This window comes from Nocardia sp. NPDC060249 (assembly GCF_042728755.1).
GTDB lineage: Bacteria > Actinomycetota > Actinomycetes > Mycobacteriales > Mycobacteriaceae > Nocardia.
The window spans coordinates 591,717-607,289 of the sequence record NZ_JBHXAQ010000001.1 but is presented as its reverse complement, the minus strand read 5'-3'; the positions used below and the strand labels follow the sequence as shown (position 1 = coordinate 607,289).

Sequence of the window (15,573 nt, the reverse complement as noted above, 5' to 3'; positions counted from 1 at the left end):
CCCCTTACTGCTCGGGCAGCCGTCGCCGTCCACCGGCCACATCGGTGACCAGATCTGTGTAACCATCCACAAGCTCGGCAAGGTGGTACCAGTGCTTGTGGGTGTTGTCGCTTCGCGCGCCGTCGATATCGATCGCCTGATTGGCATCCACCCAGCTACGCGCCATCCGGTCGACGACCGCACCGAGACTTTCGGTGTGCAGCGAGGCACCGTTGCGATGCAACGGGATCTCCTGGACACACCAGTCGTTGATATCGTCGACGAGTTCACTTCGACGGCAATCGATCTCGGCGATCAATGCCGTATCACGCACCTGCCCCCGCCGTTCGTGCAGTTCAGCGAGCGCGTGCGCTGACCGCAACAATTCGCGATCTTGAAATCGCCGCCCCTGAAATGCGCACAACAATTGCGGAGCGGTGGGCAGTACCCCCATCACCGGCGCGCTCATCGCACTGCCCCGAATTCACCCGACACCCAAGATTTGTCTACCAACATGATTGGCTCTCGATTCGGTTATCCCGGTCATCTGTTTGGATTGTTCGCAACCAGGCTAACTGGATCATGCTCGCTCAGAAGGCGAAACGCAAGATTGCGTTATCACTCCTGCAGTAAAGCCGCCCTGACAGAACCAGGAGTCACATGCGCAGCGCCGCACGGTCTTCCGGCGTGCCTCGCGGACTCGCCGAGCACCATGGCAGGACCTATGCCGCCGTCTTCGCCGAACGCGTGACAGAGCGGCCTTGCAGCGCAATAATGCGTTTCATGGCAGGCAAGCGCACGACCCTGACCGTCCGGCTCCGCAGGCTCGCGGCCATGCTGCGCGAGTTGCGCGAAAGTGCCCAGCTGAGCAAGGAAGACGTCAGCGCGCGCACCGGAATCAACGTCACCACGCTGTACCGGATCGAAATGGCGCAGGCGCGCCCACAACGTCGCACTCTCGGCGCCATGCTCGACCTGTATCAGGTCGACGACAAAATGCGCGAGGAAGCACTCAGTCTGCTGACCGACGCGTTGAAACCCGGCATGTCGCGCCCTTACGAAGGCGCGGTGTCGGAGGTGTATGCGAATTACATCAACTTCGAAGCGGAAGCGTTGTCGGCCAGGCAATACCAGACCTCGACGGTGCCCGGCCTGCTGCAGACCTTCGAGTACGCCGCCGCCGTGATCGACACCTCGATGCCGCGCCTCGACGCCTCGGTGATGGAGAGCAGGGCGCAGGCGCGCATGGACCGCGCCATCAACCTGACCAAGGACGACCCGCTGGAATTGTGGGTGGTGATGGACGAGGCGGCGATCCGCAGGGTGGTCGGCGGACCCGCGACGATGGCGGGTCAGCTCGACCGGCTGCTAGACGAGACCAAGCGCAAGAACGTGATCCTGCAGGTACTTCCGTTCGACGCGGGCGCGCACCCCGGCATGGCCGGCTCGTTCACGCTGCTCGACTTCCGCAATCCCGTCGACCCGGAACTGGTGTACGTGGAGAGTATGTCCGTACACGACCTGGTCGAGGGGCACTCGGAGATCCGCCGGTTCGGCGTGATCTTCGACCAGCTGCGGGCCATGGCGCTGAGTCCTCGCGATTCGGCGAAGTTGATCACCGAAGCACGGGACGCGATCACCCGGTCCGCGTCCGCTCAGTAGCGGCTGGCCCGCCGGAAACCGATCGCGGCCGGTAGGGCGAAGACCGCGATCGCGCCGAGCGACCACGCCAGGGTGGCCAGCAACGGGTCGCGCACCGGCCCGCCGAGCGAGAGTCCGCGCATGGTGTCGATGGCGTGTGTGAGCGGATTGTGCTCCACGATCGGGCGCGCCCAGCCGGGGTAGGCGGCGAGCGGGACGAACCCGGTGCTGAAGAACATCAGCAACGATGAGCCCAGCGAAACGACCTCCACCAGTGCGGCTTTGGCGGTGTAGACCGCCAGTGCGGTGACCATCGTCGCAAAGCCGAGTCCGTACACCACCGGGACGGCGAACAGGGCGATCGTGGCAGGCAGGCCCTGGGTGAAGCGAAATCCGAGTGCGATGCCGACCGCGAAGATCACCATGGTGCACACCAGAATCCGGACGCCTTCGGCCAGGACGCGCGACAGCAGACCCGACGCGCGATGGACCGGCAGTACCCAGAATCGGGACAACAGGCCCGCATCGCGCTCGCGGCCCAGGGTGACGGCGCCGGCCAGGGAACCCGACATCACCCCGACCAGGGAGATCATCGGGACCGAACCGTAGAGGGCGTCAGCGCCCGCGAACGACGACACCTGTTTGCCCAGCACCGCATTGAGCATCACCAGCAGCAGCGCCGGGAACAGCAGGGCCTGCATCACGGTCAACGGGTCACGGCACCAGCGTGTCAGCAACCGCCGGGTCTGGATCGCCGTCTGCGGCAGCAGCATTCGCAGCGACTCGCTGTGCCGCGCGAGAGCGGGCAGGGGAAGGGTCGTCATGCGGTCCGCCGGGCGGCATGACGCCAGGACAGGCCGCCGCAGACCACCAGGATGCCGAGCGCCCAGGCCAGGCCGGGACCCAGCGTCGCGAGGTCGACGGTGCCCGCGTCGCCAGTGGCATCGCCCGCCAGCGCGCGCAGGCCGTCGACGAACTGGGAGACGGGCTGGTTGCGGGCGAAACCCTGGATCCAGCCGGGAAATTGGCTCGCGGGCGCGAAGCCGGTGGACACCATGCCGAAGAGCAGCTGTGGCAGCACGAGAATCTGGGTGGTGGCCTCGGGACTGGAGGACATGCTGCCGAGCAGATCGGCGCCGCAGCACAGGGCCGTCGCGATCAGCAGCGAGAAGGCGAGGAAACCGACCGTGTGCCAACAGCTTCCGTAGAAGCGGAAACCGATGACGGCGCCGCAGACGAGCGCGGCGCCGACCGAGATCACCGCACGGTGGGCGGCCACGGTGATCCTGGCCGCGAACGGAACCCAGCGTGGCATCGGCAGGGTCGCGAACCGGACGTCGAGGCCGTCGCGGGCATCGGTGGCAGCACGGAACGCGGCCGAGATGGCGCAGAACGCCACAGCCTGCATGACGATCATCGGCATCAGGAACTGGGCGTAACTGCTCAGCCCGTGCCCGTAGACCGTCATCACGAGGTTGAGCGGGACGTAGAAGCCGAGGGTGAACACCGCGGGGGCGAGCAGAGCGGTGACGATCTCACCTGTGCGCCATGCCGGGCGGATCAACCGTCGCGCGAGCACCCACCACTGGGTGAACGCCACCGTCGGCGCGCGGTCGGTCGCGAGCTCGCCGGCGGTCTGCACGCCCCCATCGTGGTCGATGTACGCGGTGGGACCAGGTAACCCGGTCAGCATGTCGTGCGCGCGCAGGGCGGGGCGGTCGCGAGGATCCGGGCGATCTCGGGCAGGACGTCGGGTGCGGTGAGTTCGTCCGGGGTGGCGTCGAGGACGAAGCCGGTGACCGCGCCCTCGACATAGGGGCGCCACCGGCGAACCGTGGCGCCGGGGTCGAGGCGATCGGTGCCGCCGGGTTCGCGGCCCGGGATGCACACGGTGAGGTCGCCGGGGAGCCACGAGGGTCGGTGTCCGGACACCATGCGCGCGGCCGTGGCGCTCAGGTCGGCGAGGCGGTCGAGATCGTCGCCGGTGACGTCGATCGTTCCCGCCATGGCGGCGTTGATCGCCGCGGCGGTGTCGTCGGAGGACGGGTTCGTCGCGCCTTCGACAGCCGCGGCGAAAGCCGGGGTTCGGTCGCCCAGCAGCAGGGCGACACAGTCGGCGGGCGCCGGAGCGGGGGCCTCGGGGTCGGTCGCGAGGACGACGACACGGACGTGCTCGCCTGCCGCGCGGAGTCGTACCGCGACTTCGTGGGCGACGAAACCCCCGGCGGACCAACCGAGTAGCTGGTACGGGCCGTGCGGGGCGATACGGCGGATCTCGGCGAGGTAGCGGGTGGCGTAGTCGCGGATCGTGCGCGGTTCGGCGCTCGCCTGCAGACCGTAGATCGGGACACGGGGATCGATATGGGCGACCAGGCCCACATAGTTCCAGGCCAGAACCGCTTCACCGGCCAGGCAGAACAGGGGTGCGCCGTCGACGTAGGCGGTGCGCGGGCGGATCGGGAGCACGATGGCCGTCGCCGCGGACTCGGCGCGCTCGTCGAGGGCCGTGTCCACCGAGCAGGATTCGGGCCGATCAGCCGTCCACCCGCAGGCGGGCGGCAGCTCGGCCGGATCGTCACGAGTGCTCACAACGCATGGTACGTCGCGCGAAACACCCAGCAGCCCAATACTTTCGGGGGCTTCCGCCGCAGACCGACTTCGCATTCGAACTCCTTCGCCGACCCGACCACAGAGGCTATGAGTTCCACTGTGGCGCAGGACGGCCCCGGCCCCCACCAACCCCGGGGCCCGGTCTCACCCACCCAGGTGGCGGTGAATCCACCCTTGGTGTCAGTACGTGTACGCGGGAAGACTGCGGACACCGGACCACAGATCGTCGATCAAGCGTTCATAGCTGTCGGCGAGGTCGTCGAGGCGGACCCATTCGTCGTAGAACACCGACTCGGGAGCGCCTGCCAGGGCGACGAACGCCTGGGAACAGTGCATGGCCAGGCGATCGACCAGGCCGCCGAGGGTTTCGCAGTGTTCGTCGGCCGCGGCGTGTGGAACGGGAGCGGCGAGGATGACCCAGCGGTCGATCGCCCGCATCAACTGGGTGCGGCGCCGGTCGATGCGCTCGGACTCGCTCAGTGGGGCGCGCTCGCGCAACTGGTGCAGCAGCGCCAGCTCCCCGGCGGCATCGAGGATGGGGTGGTCATCGTGTGGCAAACCACGGAACGCCGCGAGGAGCACGTCCCGGCCGGGCAGCATCGCCTCTCGTGCCGCGTGCCGCATTTCACCGCTCCCCCGCCGAACCGACGACGTCAACACGGGAAAACTTCATCTGGCACACCTCCGGCTCGGGCACGGCACCCCGGTGGAGGCGCCATCGCGTGCGGACGGAACACGCCGGGTGGACACCGATCGCATCCACCCGGCAACCATTCCGCCACCACTGTCCCCTACAACGGCCCGTCGGCGGAAGCGAATGGGCACCGGACATCCAAATTGTCCGCTTCGCCGCCTCGTGTCCGCCGCGCCCCGGCTTCCTACTGCACGCGCAGGCTGCCGAAGAGACCGTCTTTCTCGTCTTCGGGGCCTGCCGTGAAGTAGAGGGCGTTCGCGTCGCCCAGGCTTTCGCCGTTGCCGAACATCAACGCCCACAGGCCCGCGATCTCGACCGGCTCGGCCTCACCGTCGCGCAGATAGTCGACGAAGGTGCCGGTGGTGTCGTCGTAGGCGAGGACCCGGCCGAGGCCACCGAAGTTGCCGATCAGCAGCTTGCCCGACAGCGCGCCGAAGTTCGACGGTGCGATCGCCACACCCCACGGCGCGTTGAGCCTGCCGCCGTCGTCGATGATGCGAACCAGTTTGCCCGCGCCGTCGAACTCGGCGACCTTGCCCTTGTCGGGCTTGCCGTGGGAATCCTTGTCCTGGTCGGCGTCGAGCGAGGCTTCCTCGCCCTTGTCGAAGGCCTTCGGGTCGTCCGCGTCGGGCCGAGTGACGGCGTAGGACACGAACACCCGGCTGCCGAGGGTGGTGATGTTGAACGGCGCGGGATCGCCGGGCCTTGCCTTCTTGCCCTTCTCGGGCGAGGACGCGTCGATCACCTCGCCGGTGGCGAACGGGTTGGCGAAACCGGTGGTCGCGACCGGCTGCCAGAACTTGTCGAAGGTGCGGACCTGCGGGTCGGCACCGAAATCGGCGGCCAGCAGCTTGTCACCGGAAGGCGCCAGCGCGATCCCGAAGAAGGCCATGCCCGCGGCGGTTCCGTCGAACACCTGGTTCGCGCCGCCGTCTCGTCGCACGATCGCGCCGTCGGGGGCCTGCTCGGTCCAGGCCGAGATCTTGCCCGAGTCGGTGGCGAAGATGAAGCGCGAGGAACCGCCGAGCGGAATCGGCATACCGTCCACATCGACCCACTGGTCGCGCAACGTGAACAGATCCGAGGTGATCGGCGCCGGGTTGAACACGACGCCGGTGACCTTGCCGATGCTCTTGTCGGAGGTGTCGGCGTCGGCGCCGGGGACGCCAACGAGTTTGAGCTGGTCCTGGGTCAGCTTCTGCAGCTTGGGATCCGAGGACGATTGCACGTCACCGAGGAACTGGAACGACTTGCCGCCCGCGCCGACCCAGAAATGCCCGCCCGCGCCCTTCGGCCGGTCGGCCAGCCCCCAGGCGTTGACCATGCCGGGCAGCGTGAACTGGGCGTGATAGGAGTCCTTGTCGGCGGCCAGGTTGGTCTGGCCGTAGCGGTTGCCGTCCAGCGCCGCCACATCGTCGGCCGAGGGCTCGGTGTTCGAGCACGCCACGGCGAGCAACACTGCCGCGCCGAGTACCGCACCGCGCACCAGCCCGGACCGCACCCCGCGGGTGCCCCTCACATGTCCGTTCAACGTTCTTGTCCTTTCGACCTTCCGCCGGACGGCGTTCAGGCGAGGCTGACCTTATCGTGGCTGATGCGGTGGTGTGCCGTGACCGTCGCAGGAACCACAGGGCTACGCTGTCGGCCGTGGTCGAACCTTCCCCCAACATCGCCCCGCATCCCGACATCGCCGCCCTGGCACCACTACTCGGCACCTGGCGCGGTCGCGGGCACGGCGAATACCCGACCATCGAATCCTTCGACTACGTCGAGGAGATCACCTTCGGGCACCTGGGCAGACCCTTCCTCACCTACAAGCAGCGGACCAAGGCCGGCTCCGACGGCAGGCCGCTGCACGCGGAGACCGGATACCTGCGCAGTCCGGCGCCCGGCCGGGTCGAACTGATCCTCGCCCACCCGACCGGAATCACCGAGGTCTGCGAGGGCACGATCACCGAAACGGTGGACGGGATTCGCCTGGAATTGAACTCCACGAATATCGGTCTGAGCGAATCGGCAAAGCCGGTTACCGCCGTCGGCCGCTCATTTCATGTGACCGGCGACACCATCGAGTACACGCTACGGATGGCGGCGGTCGGCGAATCTTTGCAGCATCATCTGGCGGCAACTCTGCAACGCGGCTGAGGCACGCGCATTATCGCCATTTACCCGAGCACAACCTTTGATCAGCGCCTTTGCCGAATCGAAACCGATAATTCACCTTTTCATCACGGCCCGGTAGCAGTTGCGTTCGAACACGCCCGCACATAGGGCAACAATTGTGTGTCGCTTGCTGCCGTCGCCTGTTGCCGACGTAACCGCCGTTCTACGGTTGTGCATCAGCTAATCCCCAGACAATCGAACGACCTGCTCCGCGAACACGTCGAAACCCTGAATGAGGGAGACGAACTATGAGGCGTTCTACTTTGATCTTGACCACGGCGGGGATGATCCTCGGCGGCGCGGCCGCCATCGACGTCCTCGACAGCGCGGCCACCGCCGCACCCGAGCCCGTGGTCAGCTACAACGTGCTGCACGACACAGCGTCATCCCACACCGACAGCACATCGCTCGCGGTGGTGCGGGGTCTGCTGGCGACCGAGAACGCCAACTGACCCGGCACCATCACGAATCCCGTAGGGCCCGAACGCCTGTCCGACCGGCGTGATCAGTAGCCGGCGGGCAGTGCGGCGAACATGTCCCTGGTGACGGCCACGGCGTTGTCGGAACTACCACCCTTCACCAGCAGTGTCGCGAACGCCATATCCCCGCGATAGCCGATGAACCACGAGTGCGATCCACCGTCGACCTCGGCCTCGCCGGTCTTGCCGTAGACCTCGCCCTGATCTCTGATGCGCTCGGCCGTGCCGCCGGTGACCACCATGCGCATCATCGACCGCAGCCCCTCGACCACTTCCGGCGCGATCGCGGGCCGATCACCGGTGATCTCGGTGGGCCTGCCCGCGATCAGATACGGCACCGGCGCGGTGCCGTGGGCGACGGTCGCGGCCATCACCGCCATCCCGAACGGGCTCACCACCACTCGGCCCTGACCGATACCGTCCTCGGCGCGCTGGACGAGCCCCTCGGCTGCCGGCACCGAACCCGACACCGTCGGTAGACCTTCGACCTTGTAGTCCTGGCCGACGCCGAGGCGCGCCGCGGCCTGGGTGAGCGCGTCGGGCGCCAGTGTGCTGGCCAGCCTGGCGAAGGTGGTGTTGCACGAGCGTTCGTAGGCGGTGGCCATCGGCACGTCACCGACGGTGAACATGTTGTAGTTGGGGATGGTGCGGTCGCCGATGATGGTGCTGCTCGGACAGGCCAGCACGGTGTCGGGCGTGGCCAGCCCGGCGGCCATCGCCGCCGATGCCGTGACCGTCTTGAAGATCGAGCCCGGCGGGTACTGACCACTGGTGGCGACCGGACCGTCGCGGTCGGCGAACTTGTTCTGGGCCACCGCGAGAATCGCACCGGTCGACGGGCGGAGCACCACCATCATCGCCTGCTCGGTGCGCAGGTCCACCGCGTGCTGGGCGGAATTCTGCACGAACCGGTCGATGCTCAGCGCGAACGACGGCGCGGGTTCGGCCGCTTCCTCGTGCAACACATCGAGGTCGGCGCCGTCGGCATTGCGGGTGACCACGCTCCAGCCGGCCTTCCCGTCCACCTCGGCGATCACCGTCTTGCGGACCTGGGTGAGCAGGTCGGGCGCGAATTTGCGGTCGGTGGGCACCATGTCCCACTCCTGGGTCAGCGTCACGCCGGGCAGGCCGATCAGTTCACCGCCGATGGTCTCGGCCTCGTACTCGTTGAGCAGGATCACGGTGTGCGCGCCGTCGGTCTTGCGCGCCGAGGTGAGGATGGACTGCGGGGTGTAGGCGACAGGGTCGATGCGGCTCAGGGCCGCGGCGAGCGCACCGGCGACGCGGGTCGGGTCGGCAGCGTCGGCCACGGTGAACTTCACCCGCGAGACCTTGCCCGGCACCAGCACATCACTGCCCGCCGCCTCGTTGACCCTGGCGCGCGGGGCGGGACGGGTGCGCAGCTCCATGCTCTGGGTGTCACCGAGCTTGGGGTGGATGTCGGCGGAGCTCCAGCGGACCAGCCAGCGCCCGTCGCTGCGGCCCATCTGCAATTCGCCGGAGTAGGTCCACTGACGGCCCTTGGGCAGGGTCCACTCGTAGGTGTAGTCGACCGTGGCGGTATCACCGTTGACGCGCGCGTCGCCGGTGCGGATCGACAGCTTCTCCGCCTGCAACGCCTGCCACGTCGAAGTCAGTGCCGCCGTGGCCTTCTCGGGTGCCGTGGTGAGCGCCGCGGCCGCGGCGAGATCGTGTCCGGCGAATGCCTCGGCGAAGGCGTCGGCGGCGGGCACCGGCCCCTGGGCACCGGAAGAACAGGCGGTCGCCGCGACAGCGAGGGCGGCCACCGCGCACGTGGTGAGCATCCGTGTCCTCATCGGCACCGATGGTAGCGGCGAAAAGCGCCGCGACCTCGGCGCCACGCGCCAAAGTTTCAGTCCACCAAGACGGTTGCGAAGGTAGCGATCTGACGGAACCCCACCCGGCTGTACGCGCGGCGGGCGATCCGGTTGTAGTCGTTGACGTAGAGGCTCGCCGTCCGGCCCGTTGCCACAACAGCATTGGCGACCGAGGCGGTGCCCGCGGTACCCACCCCCGCGCCCCGAAATTCGGGATGCACCCACACGCCTTGGATCTGGCCGGTGCGTCGCGACAGCGCGCCGATCTCGGCCTTGTAGACGACCTCACCGTCCTCGAAACGTGCCCAGGCCCTGCCGGATTCGATCAGGCTCTTGATCCGCCGCCGATAGCCGCGCCCACCGTCGCCCGTGCGCGGGTCGATGCCGACCTCTTCGATGAACATCGCGATCGCGGCGGTCAGGTAGCGGTCGATCTCGTCGGGCCGCACGCGGCGCACTCCCCCGTCGGCGCGCGCGGCGGCGGGCCGGGCCAGTGCCAGCAGGGGCTGATCGGCGCGCAGTTCCCTGGCCGGACCCCAGGCCGGGAGCAGCATCTCCCACAGCGGGAGGGCGAGCTCCTGCCTGCCGACCACCGAGGAACACACCCGAGGCCAGCGGCCCGCCCGATCGGCGAACGCGCGCAATGCCTGCTGGTCACCGCGCAGCGGCACCAGATTGGCCCCGGAGAAACACAGGGAGTCGGCCGGCCCGCCGCGGCTCCACAGCTCACCGGCACCGGTCCGGGAGTCGATCCCGAATTCCTGGACCCGGGCGGCGATCATGCACGACGCCACGGGGTCGGCGTCGAGGACGCGCAGCACCTCACCGAGATCTCGCACGGCCACCGGACGCGCGGGAGCGGTTTTGGACCGTCGCGTCGGCTCCAGCAGACTCCGCACGGCACCAGCCTGCCACGAAAGCACGCCGAGCGGTACGGGTCCGCCGAATCCGGCGGACGACGGTGTGCGCAGGCCGGTTCAGCTCACGGTGACGACGGGCTCCGCACCCGGCTGCTCGTCCATCTGTTCGGCGATGCGCATCGCCTCTTCGATCAGGGTCTCCACGATCAGGTGCTCGGGCACGGTCTTGATGACCTCGCCCTTGACGAAGATCTGACCCTTGCCGTTTCCGGAGGCGACACCGAGGTCCGCCTCCCGTGCCTCGCCGGGCCCGTTCACGACGCAGCCCATCACCGCGACGCGCAGCGGCACCTCCAGGCCGTCCAGACCGGCGGCGACCGCGTCGGCCAGGGTGTACACATCCACCTGGGCACGGCCACACGACGGGCAGGACACGATCTCGAGCTTGCGTGGGCGCAGGTTCAGCGACTGCAGGATCTGGGCGCCGACCTTGATCTCCTCGGCGGGCGGGGCCGAGAGCGACACGCGGATCGTGTCGCCGATGCCCTCGCTGAGCAGCGCGCCGAAGGCCACCGCGGACTTGATCGTGCCCTGGAACGCCGGGCCCGCTTCGGTGACGCCGAGGTGCAGCGGGTAGTCGCTCTGCGCGGCGAGCTGGCGGTAGGCCTCGACCATGATCACCGGGTCGTTGTGCTTGACCGAGATCTTGATGTCGCCGAAGCCGTGCTCCTCGAACAGGCTCGCCTCCCACAGCGCCGACTCGACCAGCGCTTCGGGGGTGGCCTTGCCGTACTTCTCCAGCATCCGCTTGTCCAGCGAGCCGGCGTTGACGCCGATGCGGATCGGAATGCCCGCGGCGCCCGCGGCCTTGGCGACCTCGCCGACGCGACCGTCGAATTCCTTGATGTTGCCCGGGTTGACGCGAACGGCGGCGCAGCCCGCGTCGATGGCGGCGAAGATGTAGCGCGGCTGGAAGTGGATATCGGCGATCACCGGGATCTGCGACTTCTTCGCGATCGTGGCGAGCGCGTCGGCGTCTTCCTGGCGCGGACAGGCCACTCGCACGATGTCGCAGCCGGAGGCGGTGAGCTCGGCGATCTGCTGCAGCGTGGCGTTGATGTCGTGGGTCTTGGTGGTGGTCATCGACTGCACCGAGATCGGCGAATCGCTACCGACGCCGACGTTGCCCACCATCAGCTGGCGGGTCTTGCGCCGGGGTGCGAGAACAGCAGCGGGGGCGGCCGGCATCCCCAATCCGATTGTGCTGGTCACGTTCGGCTGCCTTCTTTCGTACGTTTCGCGGATCGACCTGGGTTGTTGTTGCCGAGCTTAGTCGCGCGGGGTGACCGGGCGCCCTGTGAGGGGCACCTCACCGTCAGGGCAAGCGGATCGGGTTGACGATATCGGCGGCCAAGGTCAGCACCATGAACGCACCACCGATCACTACCGCCACATAGGTCACCGGGAGCAGCTTCAGATAGTCGACCGGACCGGCCGGAGCCTTGCCGAGCCAGCCGCGGATCGTGTTCCGGATCTTCTCGTAGAGCACCACCGCGATGTGCCCGCCGTCCAGGGGCAGCAGGGGCAGCAGGTTGAAGGCGCCAAGGAAGAAGTTCAAGCTGGCCAGGACCAGGATGAACATGCCCCACAGGCCACGCTCGGCGGTCTCGCCACCGATGCGGCTGGCGCCGTACACGCTGACCGGGGTCTCCGGGTCGCGCTCGCCACCGGTGACCGCTTCCCACAGCGCCGACACCTTCTGCGGCATCTTGGCGAGCGACTTCACCGTCTCGACGAAGAAATCACCGGTGAACGAGACGGTGGCCGGGATCGCCGCGATCGGGCCGTACTGCTTCGGCTCGGCGTAGTCGGGGCCGACCCCGACCGCGCTCACCTCACGACTCGCGCCTTCCTTGGGCGAGCGCATGACCCGCTCCGGGGTGACCGGGACCGTCAGCGTGGTGCCGTCGCGGTCGATCGTGTAGGTGAAAGTGCCGGTCTGTTTCTGGGTTTCGGCCTGGAACTGCGCCCAGGTGCTCACCTCGACACCGTTCACGGCCTTCACCACGTCACCGCGCTGCAAACCGGCGCGCTGGGCGGGTCCGTCGCCGGTGCAGGGGGCGAGGGTCTTCTCCGGGGTCTCCTGCGCGACACAGCTCATGGTGCCCAGCGCGGTGGCGGGCGGCTGCTCGAGCTGGGGCAGACCCCAGCCGATCGCGAGAGCCACCAGCAGGATGAACCCGAGCAGGAAGTTCATGCCGATGCCGCCGAACATCACGACCAGGCGCTTCCAGGTCGACTGGCGATACATCGCCCGGTCGACCTCCTCCGGTTCGAGCTCGTCGAGCGCCGTCATGCCCGCGATATCGCAGAAGCCGCCCAGCGGCAGCGCCTTGAGCCCGTACTCGGTCTCACCGCGCCGGAACGAGAACACCTTCGGCCCGAAGCCGATGAAGTAGCGGCGCACCTTCATGCCGGTGGCCTGCGCGGCCCACATGTGCCCGCACTCGTGCAGCGCGATCGAAATCGTGATGCCGAGAGCGAACAGTGCGAACCCGAGCGCGAAAACCATGTGACTCCTGTGTTCTTGGCGGCTGGCGCCGCGTGTTTTCGGCCTCGTAACCCCGGATCCGAGGGGCGATACTGCGCGTTCGGCATTCCGTCTCGCCCCTCGGATCCGGGGCGGCCGAAAACGTGGTGGTCTCGCTTGCTCGTCGGGTCAGGGCGTGGCGCTACCAGCGATGGCTTCTGCCGCGTACTCCCTGGCCCAGCGGTCGGCCGCGAGGACGTCGTCCAGGGTATCGGGTTCGGCGTGCCAGCGGTCGGCGGCCTCTACCACGCGGGTGACGGTGCCCACGATGGTGGGGAAGGTGATCTTGCCGTCGAGGAACGCTTGCACGGCGACCTCGTTGGCGGCGTTGTAGACCGCGGTGACGCTGCCGCCCGCTTCGCCTGCCTGTCGGGCCAGCCGGACGGCGGGGAAGACCTCGTCGTCGACCGGCTCGAAGGTCCAGGTGGAGGCGGTGCCGAAGTCGCAGGCGGCGGCCGCGCCGGGGATGCGGTCGGGCCAGCCCAGCGCCAGGGCGATGGGGAGTTTCATGTCAGGGGGGCTGGCCTGGGCCAGGGTCGAGCCGTCGGTGAAGGTGACCATCGAGTGGACGATCGACTGGGGGTGGACGGTGACGTCGATGCGGTCGTAGGGCACACCGAAGAGCAGGTGGGTCTCGATCAGTTCCAGGCCCTTGTTCACCAGCGAGGCCGAGTTCAGGGTGTTCATCGGGCCCATCGACCAGGTCGGGTGGGTCTTCGCCTCCGCGGGGTTCACCGATTCGAGCATCTCGGTGGTCCAGCCGCGGAACGGCCCGCCCGACGCGGTGAGCACGAGTCGGTCGACTTCCTCCGCGCGACCGCCGCGCAGGCACTGGGCCAGCGCCGAGTGCTCGGAGTCGACGGGCACGATCTGGCCGGGTGCGGCCGCGCGCGTCACCAGGGAGCCGCCCGCGACCAAGGATTCCTTGTTCGCCAGCGCCAGGCGGGTGCCCGCGTGCAGGGTGGCCAGTGTGGGTTCCAGACCCAGCGAACCCACCAGGGCGTTGAGCACGACATCGGCGTCGGTGCGGCGGACCAGTTCGGTCACGGCGTCGGGGCCACCGAGTTCCAGCCCGAGCGCCTGGGCGGCGGCGGGATCGGCGACGGCGACATTGCGGGTGCCGGTGGCGGTCATCTGCTCGGCGAGCAGGGCGGGGTTGCCGCCGCGCGCCGCCAGTCCGACCACCTCGAAGCGGTCGGGGTTGGCGGCGATCACCTCGAGCGCCTGGGTACCGATCGAGCCGGTACTGCCGAGAAGCAGCACCTTCACCCGATCGGTGGACGGGAAACTGTCGTGCGGGGCACGCGTTGCGGGGTGGGACACGGGCCCATTGTGGCAGGGCTGCTGGCTACGACGGACGGTCGTATGCCACGATATGCTCACTCGCCCAACCAGAACTCGAGCCCTTAGGAGCGATCGTGGCAGCCACGGACCTCGACAAAGCCAGCACCGAGCGTGCCGTCGCCACCAGCGTCGACCCCGCCGAGGTGCCCTCGGCAGCATGGGGCTGGAGCGGTGAGTCGCGCAAGACCTTCCGCATCGCGGCGTGGGTCGTCATCGTGGCCCTGCTCGGGATGACCATCGGCAACCACCAGGGCCATGTCGAGGACATCTTCCTCGTCGGCCTGGCGGGCGTGATGGCGCTCATCCTGGTCGCCGACTCGCTCACCCGGCGGATGCCGAAGTAGCTCTTCGGCGACAAGTACGTCCACGCCTGCGGCAATCACACCAAGCGCCGCAGGCGTTTTCGTGTGTCAGCGGCCGCGCCGGGCCGGTTTGCGGCCACGCGCGACCGGCTTCTTCGGCGCCGGTTTCTTGGCCGCGGGCTTCTTCGCCGCGGGTTTGCGGGCGGGCGCCGCGGCGCGCTGCTCCGGTTCCGAGACGCCGCCGCGTGAGCTGTTGGCCGAGCGGCCGCGCACGATGCCGACGAACTCCTCGAGCAGATCACTGTCGGTCCCGGCGGGCCACGCCAGCGCGATCTCGGTGAACTCGGTGTCGCTGATCGGGCGGTAGACCAGGTCGCGGCGGTGATGCAGACGCGCGATCGACTGCGGCATGATCGCCGCCCCGCCGACGGCGGCGACCAGTGCGAGAGTATCGACGGCCTGATCGAGATCGGCGCCGGCCTGGATCGTCTCGTCGGCCAGATCCGCCGGGCTGATCGACTCGAGCAGCGACAGCGCGTCGTCCTTCTGCACGACCGCGACGGGCGTCTCCTGCCACAGCGCGATCGCGTTGGTCGCCGTCCGGTCGATGGGCAACCGGACGAAGCACAAATCGACGCGCCCCTCGCGCAGCACCGATTCCTGCTCGCCCTGCGCGACGCCGACGACCTCGAGCGGGTAATCGGGCAGCCGCTCACCCCAGATCCGCACCCACTTCGACACCGTCACCCCCGGCACGAACCCCACCCGCAGGCTCGCGGGGGCGTCGGGCTTGTGCTCCCGTTCGGCCTGCTCCCGCACCCGGATCAGGTCCCTGGCACGCGCGAGCAGGGCATTGCCGTCATCGGTGAGCTGGGTGGGCGAGGCGCCGGGCACGAAGACGCGGGTGCCGAGTTCTTGCTCCAGCTCGATCACGGTGGCGCTCAGCGCCTGCCGCGGGATCCGCAGGGCCTTGGCGGCGCGCGCGAAGTGCAACTCCTCGGCGACGGCGACGAAACGGCGCAACCGGTCGAGGTCGATGGAGTCGGCGGCGGAGACGTCGAAGTCGCTCATTC

At 68.4% G+C, this 15,573-nt stretch carries 16 protein-coding genes; 4 read left to right on the top strand and 12 right to left on the bottom strand.

Annotation, left to right across the window (positions count from 1 at the left end; all coding sequences use genetic code 11):
* Nucleotides 1–4 precede the first annotated feature (4 nt).
* Complete coding sequence (locus ACFWFP_RS02755; RefSeq protein ID WP_101468584.1) at nucleotides 5–364, bottom strand: DUF4254 domain-containing protein; 360 nt, start codon at nucleotides 362–364, stop codon at nucleotides 5–7.
* Nucleotides 365–762: 398 nt separating this feature from the next.
* Between ACFWFP_RS02755 and ACFWFP_RS02750 the strand changes: the two genes are divergently transcribed.
* A complete protein-coding gene (locus ACFWFP_RS02750; RefSeq protein ID WP_378655165.1) occupies nucleotides 763–1,641 on the top strand; it encodes a helix-turn-helix domain-containing protein in 879 nt (292 codons plus the stop codon).
* Here the strand turns inward: ACFWFP_RS02750 and ACFWFP_RS02745 are convergent.
* The 5 genes from ACFWFP_RS02745 to ACFWFP_RS02725 all read right to left on the bottom strand — a co-directional run bounded on the left by ACFWFP_RS02745 (nucleotide 1,635) and on the right by ACFWFP_RS02725 (nucleotide 6,455).
* Nucleotides 1,635–2,444: an ABC transporter permease gene (locus tag ACFWFP_RS02745; protein ID WP_379292790.1), complete on the bottom strand. Its 810-nt coding sequence runs from the start codon at nucleotides 2,442–2,444 to the stop codon at nucleotides 1,635–1,637. The genes ACFWFP_RS02750 and ACFWFP_RS02745 overlap by 7 nt on opposite strands.
* Nucleotides 2,441–3,262, bottom strand: a complete 822-nt coding sequence (locus tag ACFWFP_RS02740; RefSeq protein ID WP_379292789.1) for an ABC transporter permease — start codon at nucleotides 3,260–3,262, stop codon at nucleotides 2,441–2,443. Before ACFWFP_RS02740 ends, ACFWFP_RS02745 begins: the two co-directional genes overlap by 4 nt.
* Nucleotides 3,263–3,306: 44 nt before the next feature.
* The gene (locus ACFWFP_RS02735) at nucleotides 3,307–4,209 is read right to left on the bottom strand and encodes a thioesterase domain-containing protein (RefSeq protein ID WP_379292788.1); all 903 of its coding nucleotides are present in this window, start codon (nucleotides 4,207–4,209) and stop codon (nucleotides 3,307–3,309) included.
* Between the two features lie 201 nt (nucleotides 4,210–4,410).
* Nucleotides 4,411–4,854, bottom strand: coding sequence for a hypothetical protein (locus tag ACFWFP_RS02730; RefSeq protein WP_379292787.1), 444 nt, complete (start codon nucleotides 4,852–4,854; stop codon nucleotides 4,411–4,413).
* Between the two features lie 254 nt (nucleotides 4,855–5,108).
* Entirely contained in the window at nucleotides 5,109–6,455 is a 1,347-nt protein-coding gene (locus tag ACFWFP_RS02725) for a TIGR03118 family protein (RefSeq protein WP_379292786.1), read from the bottom strand.
* A 116-nt stretch (nucleotides 6,456–6,571) separates the two neighbouring features.
* On the opposite strand from ACFWFP_RS02725, the gene ACFWFP_RS02720 reads away from it, so the two are divergent.
* Together ACFWFP_RS02720 and ACFWFP_RS02715 are read left to right on the top strand one after the other, a co-directional pair.
* Nucleotides 6,572–7,069: a peroxynitrite isomerase gene (locus ACFWFP_RS02720; protein ID WP_379292785.1), complete on the top strand. Its 498-nt coding sequence runs from the start codon at nucleotides 6,572–6,574 to the stop codon at nucleotides 7,067–7,069.
* A 266-nt stretch (nucleotides 7,070–7,335) separates the two neighbouring features.
* Nucleotides 7,336–7,539 (top strand): hypothetical protein, encoded by a 204-nt coding sequence (locus tag ACFWFP_RS02715; protein WP_379292784.1) that lies wholly within the window; start codon nucleotides 7,336–7,338, stop codon nucleotides 7,537–7,539.
* Between the two features lie 53 nt (nucleotides 7,540–7,592).
* On the opposite strand, the gene ACFWFP_RS02710 is transcribed toward ACFWFP_RS02715, so the two are convergent.
* The 5 genes from ACFWFP_RS02710 to dxr form a co-directional block, all read right to left on the bottom strand.
* Nucleotides 7,593–9,383, bottom strand: a complete 1,791-nt coding sequence (locus ACFWFP_RS02710) for a penicillin-binding transpeptidase domain-containing protein (RefSeq protein WP_379292783.1) — start codon at nucleotides 9,381–9,383, stop codon at nucleotides 7,593–7,595.
* A gap of 56 nt (nucleotides 9,384–9,439) precedes the next feature.
* A complete protein-coding gene (locus tag ACFWFP_RS02705) occupies nucleotides 9,440–10,294 on the bottom strand; it encodes a GNAT family N-acetyltransferase (protein WP_379293729.1) in 855 nt (284 codons plus the stop codon).
* 87 nt (nucleotides 10,295–10,381) lie between these two features.
* Nucleotides 10,382–11,536 carry a flavodoxin-dependent (E)-4-hydroxy-3-methylbut-2-enyl-diphosphate synthase gene (gene ispG / locus ACFWFP_RS02700; RefSeq protein WP_379292782.1) on the bottom strand — a complete coding sequence of 385 codons (1,155 nt, stop codon included), beginning with the start codon at nucleotides 11,534–11,536 and terminating at the stop codon, nucleotides 10,382–10,384.
* A gap of 103 nt (nucleotides 11,537–11,639) precedes the next feature.
* Complete coding sequence (locus ACFWFP_RS02695) at nucleotides 11,640–12,836, bottom strand: M50 family metallopeptidase (RefSeq protein WP_379292781.1); 1,197 nt, start codon at nucleotides 12,834–12,836, stop codon at nucleotides 11,640–11,642.
* A gap of 147 nt (nucleotides 12,837–12,983) precedes the next feature.
* On the bottom strand, nucleotides 12,984–14,177 hold the full coding sequence (gene dxr / locus ACFWFP_RS02690; RefSeq protein WP_379292780.1) for a 1-deoxy-D-xylulose-5-phosphate reductoisomerase: 1,194 nt from the start codon (nucleotides 14,175–14,177) through the stop codon (nucleotides 12,984–12,986).
* A 95-nt stretch (nucleotides 14,178–14,272) separates the two neighbouring features.
* Between dxr and ACFWFP_RS02685 the strand changes: the two genes are divergently transcribed.
* Nucleotides 14,273–14,542 (top strand): DUF2631 domain-containing protein, encoded by a 270-nt coding sequence (locus ACFWFP_RS02685; protein ID WP_379292778.1) that lies wholly within the window; start codon nucleotides 14,273–14,275, stop codon nucleotides 14,540–14,542.
* A 66-nt stretch (nucleotides 14,543–14,608) separates the two neighbouring features.
* Here ACFWFP_RS02685 and ACFWFP_RS02680 read toward each other — a convergent pair whose 3' ends face one another.
* Nucleotides 14,609–15,571, bottom strand: coding sequence for a LysR family transcriptional regulator (locus ACFWFP_RS02680; protein WP_379292777.1), 963 nt, complete (start codon nucleotides 15,569–15,571; stop codon nucleotides 14,609–14,611).
* Nucleotides 15,572–15,573: the final 2 nt, after the last annotated feature.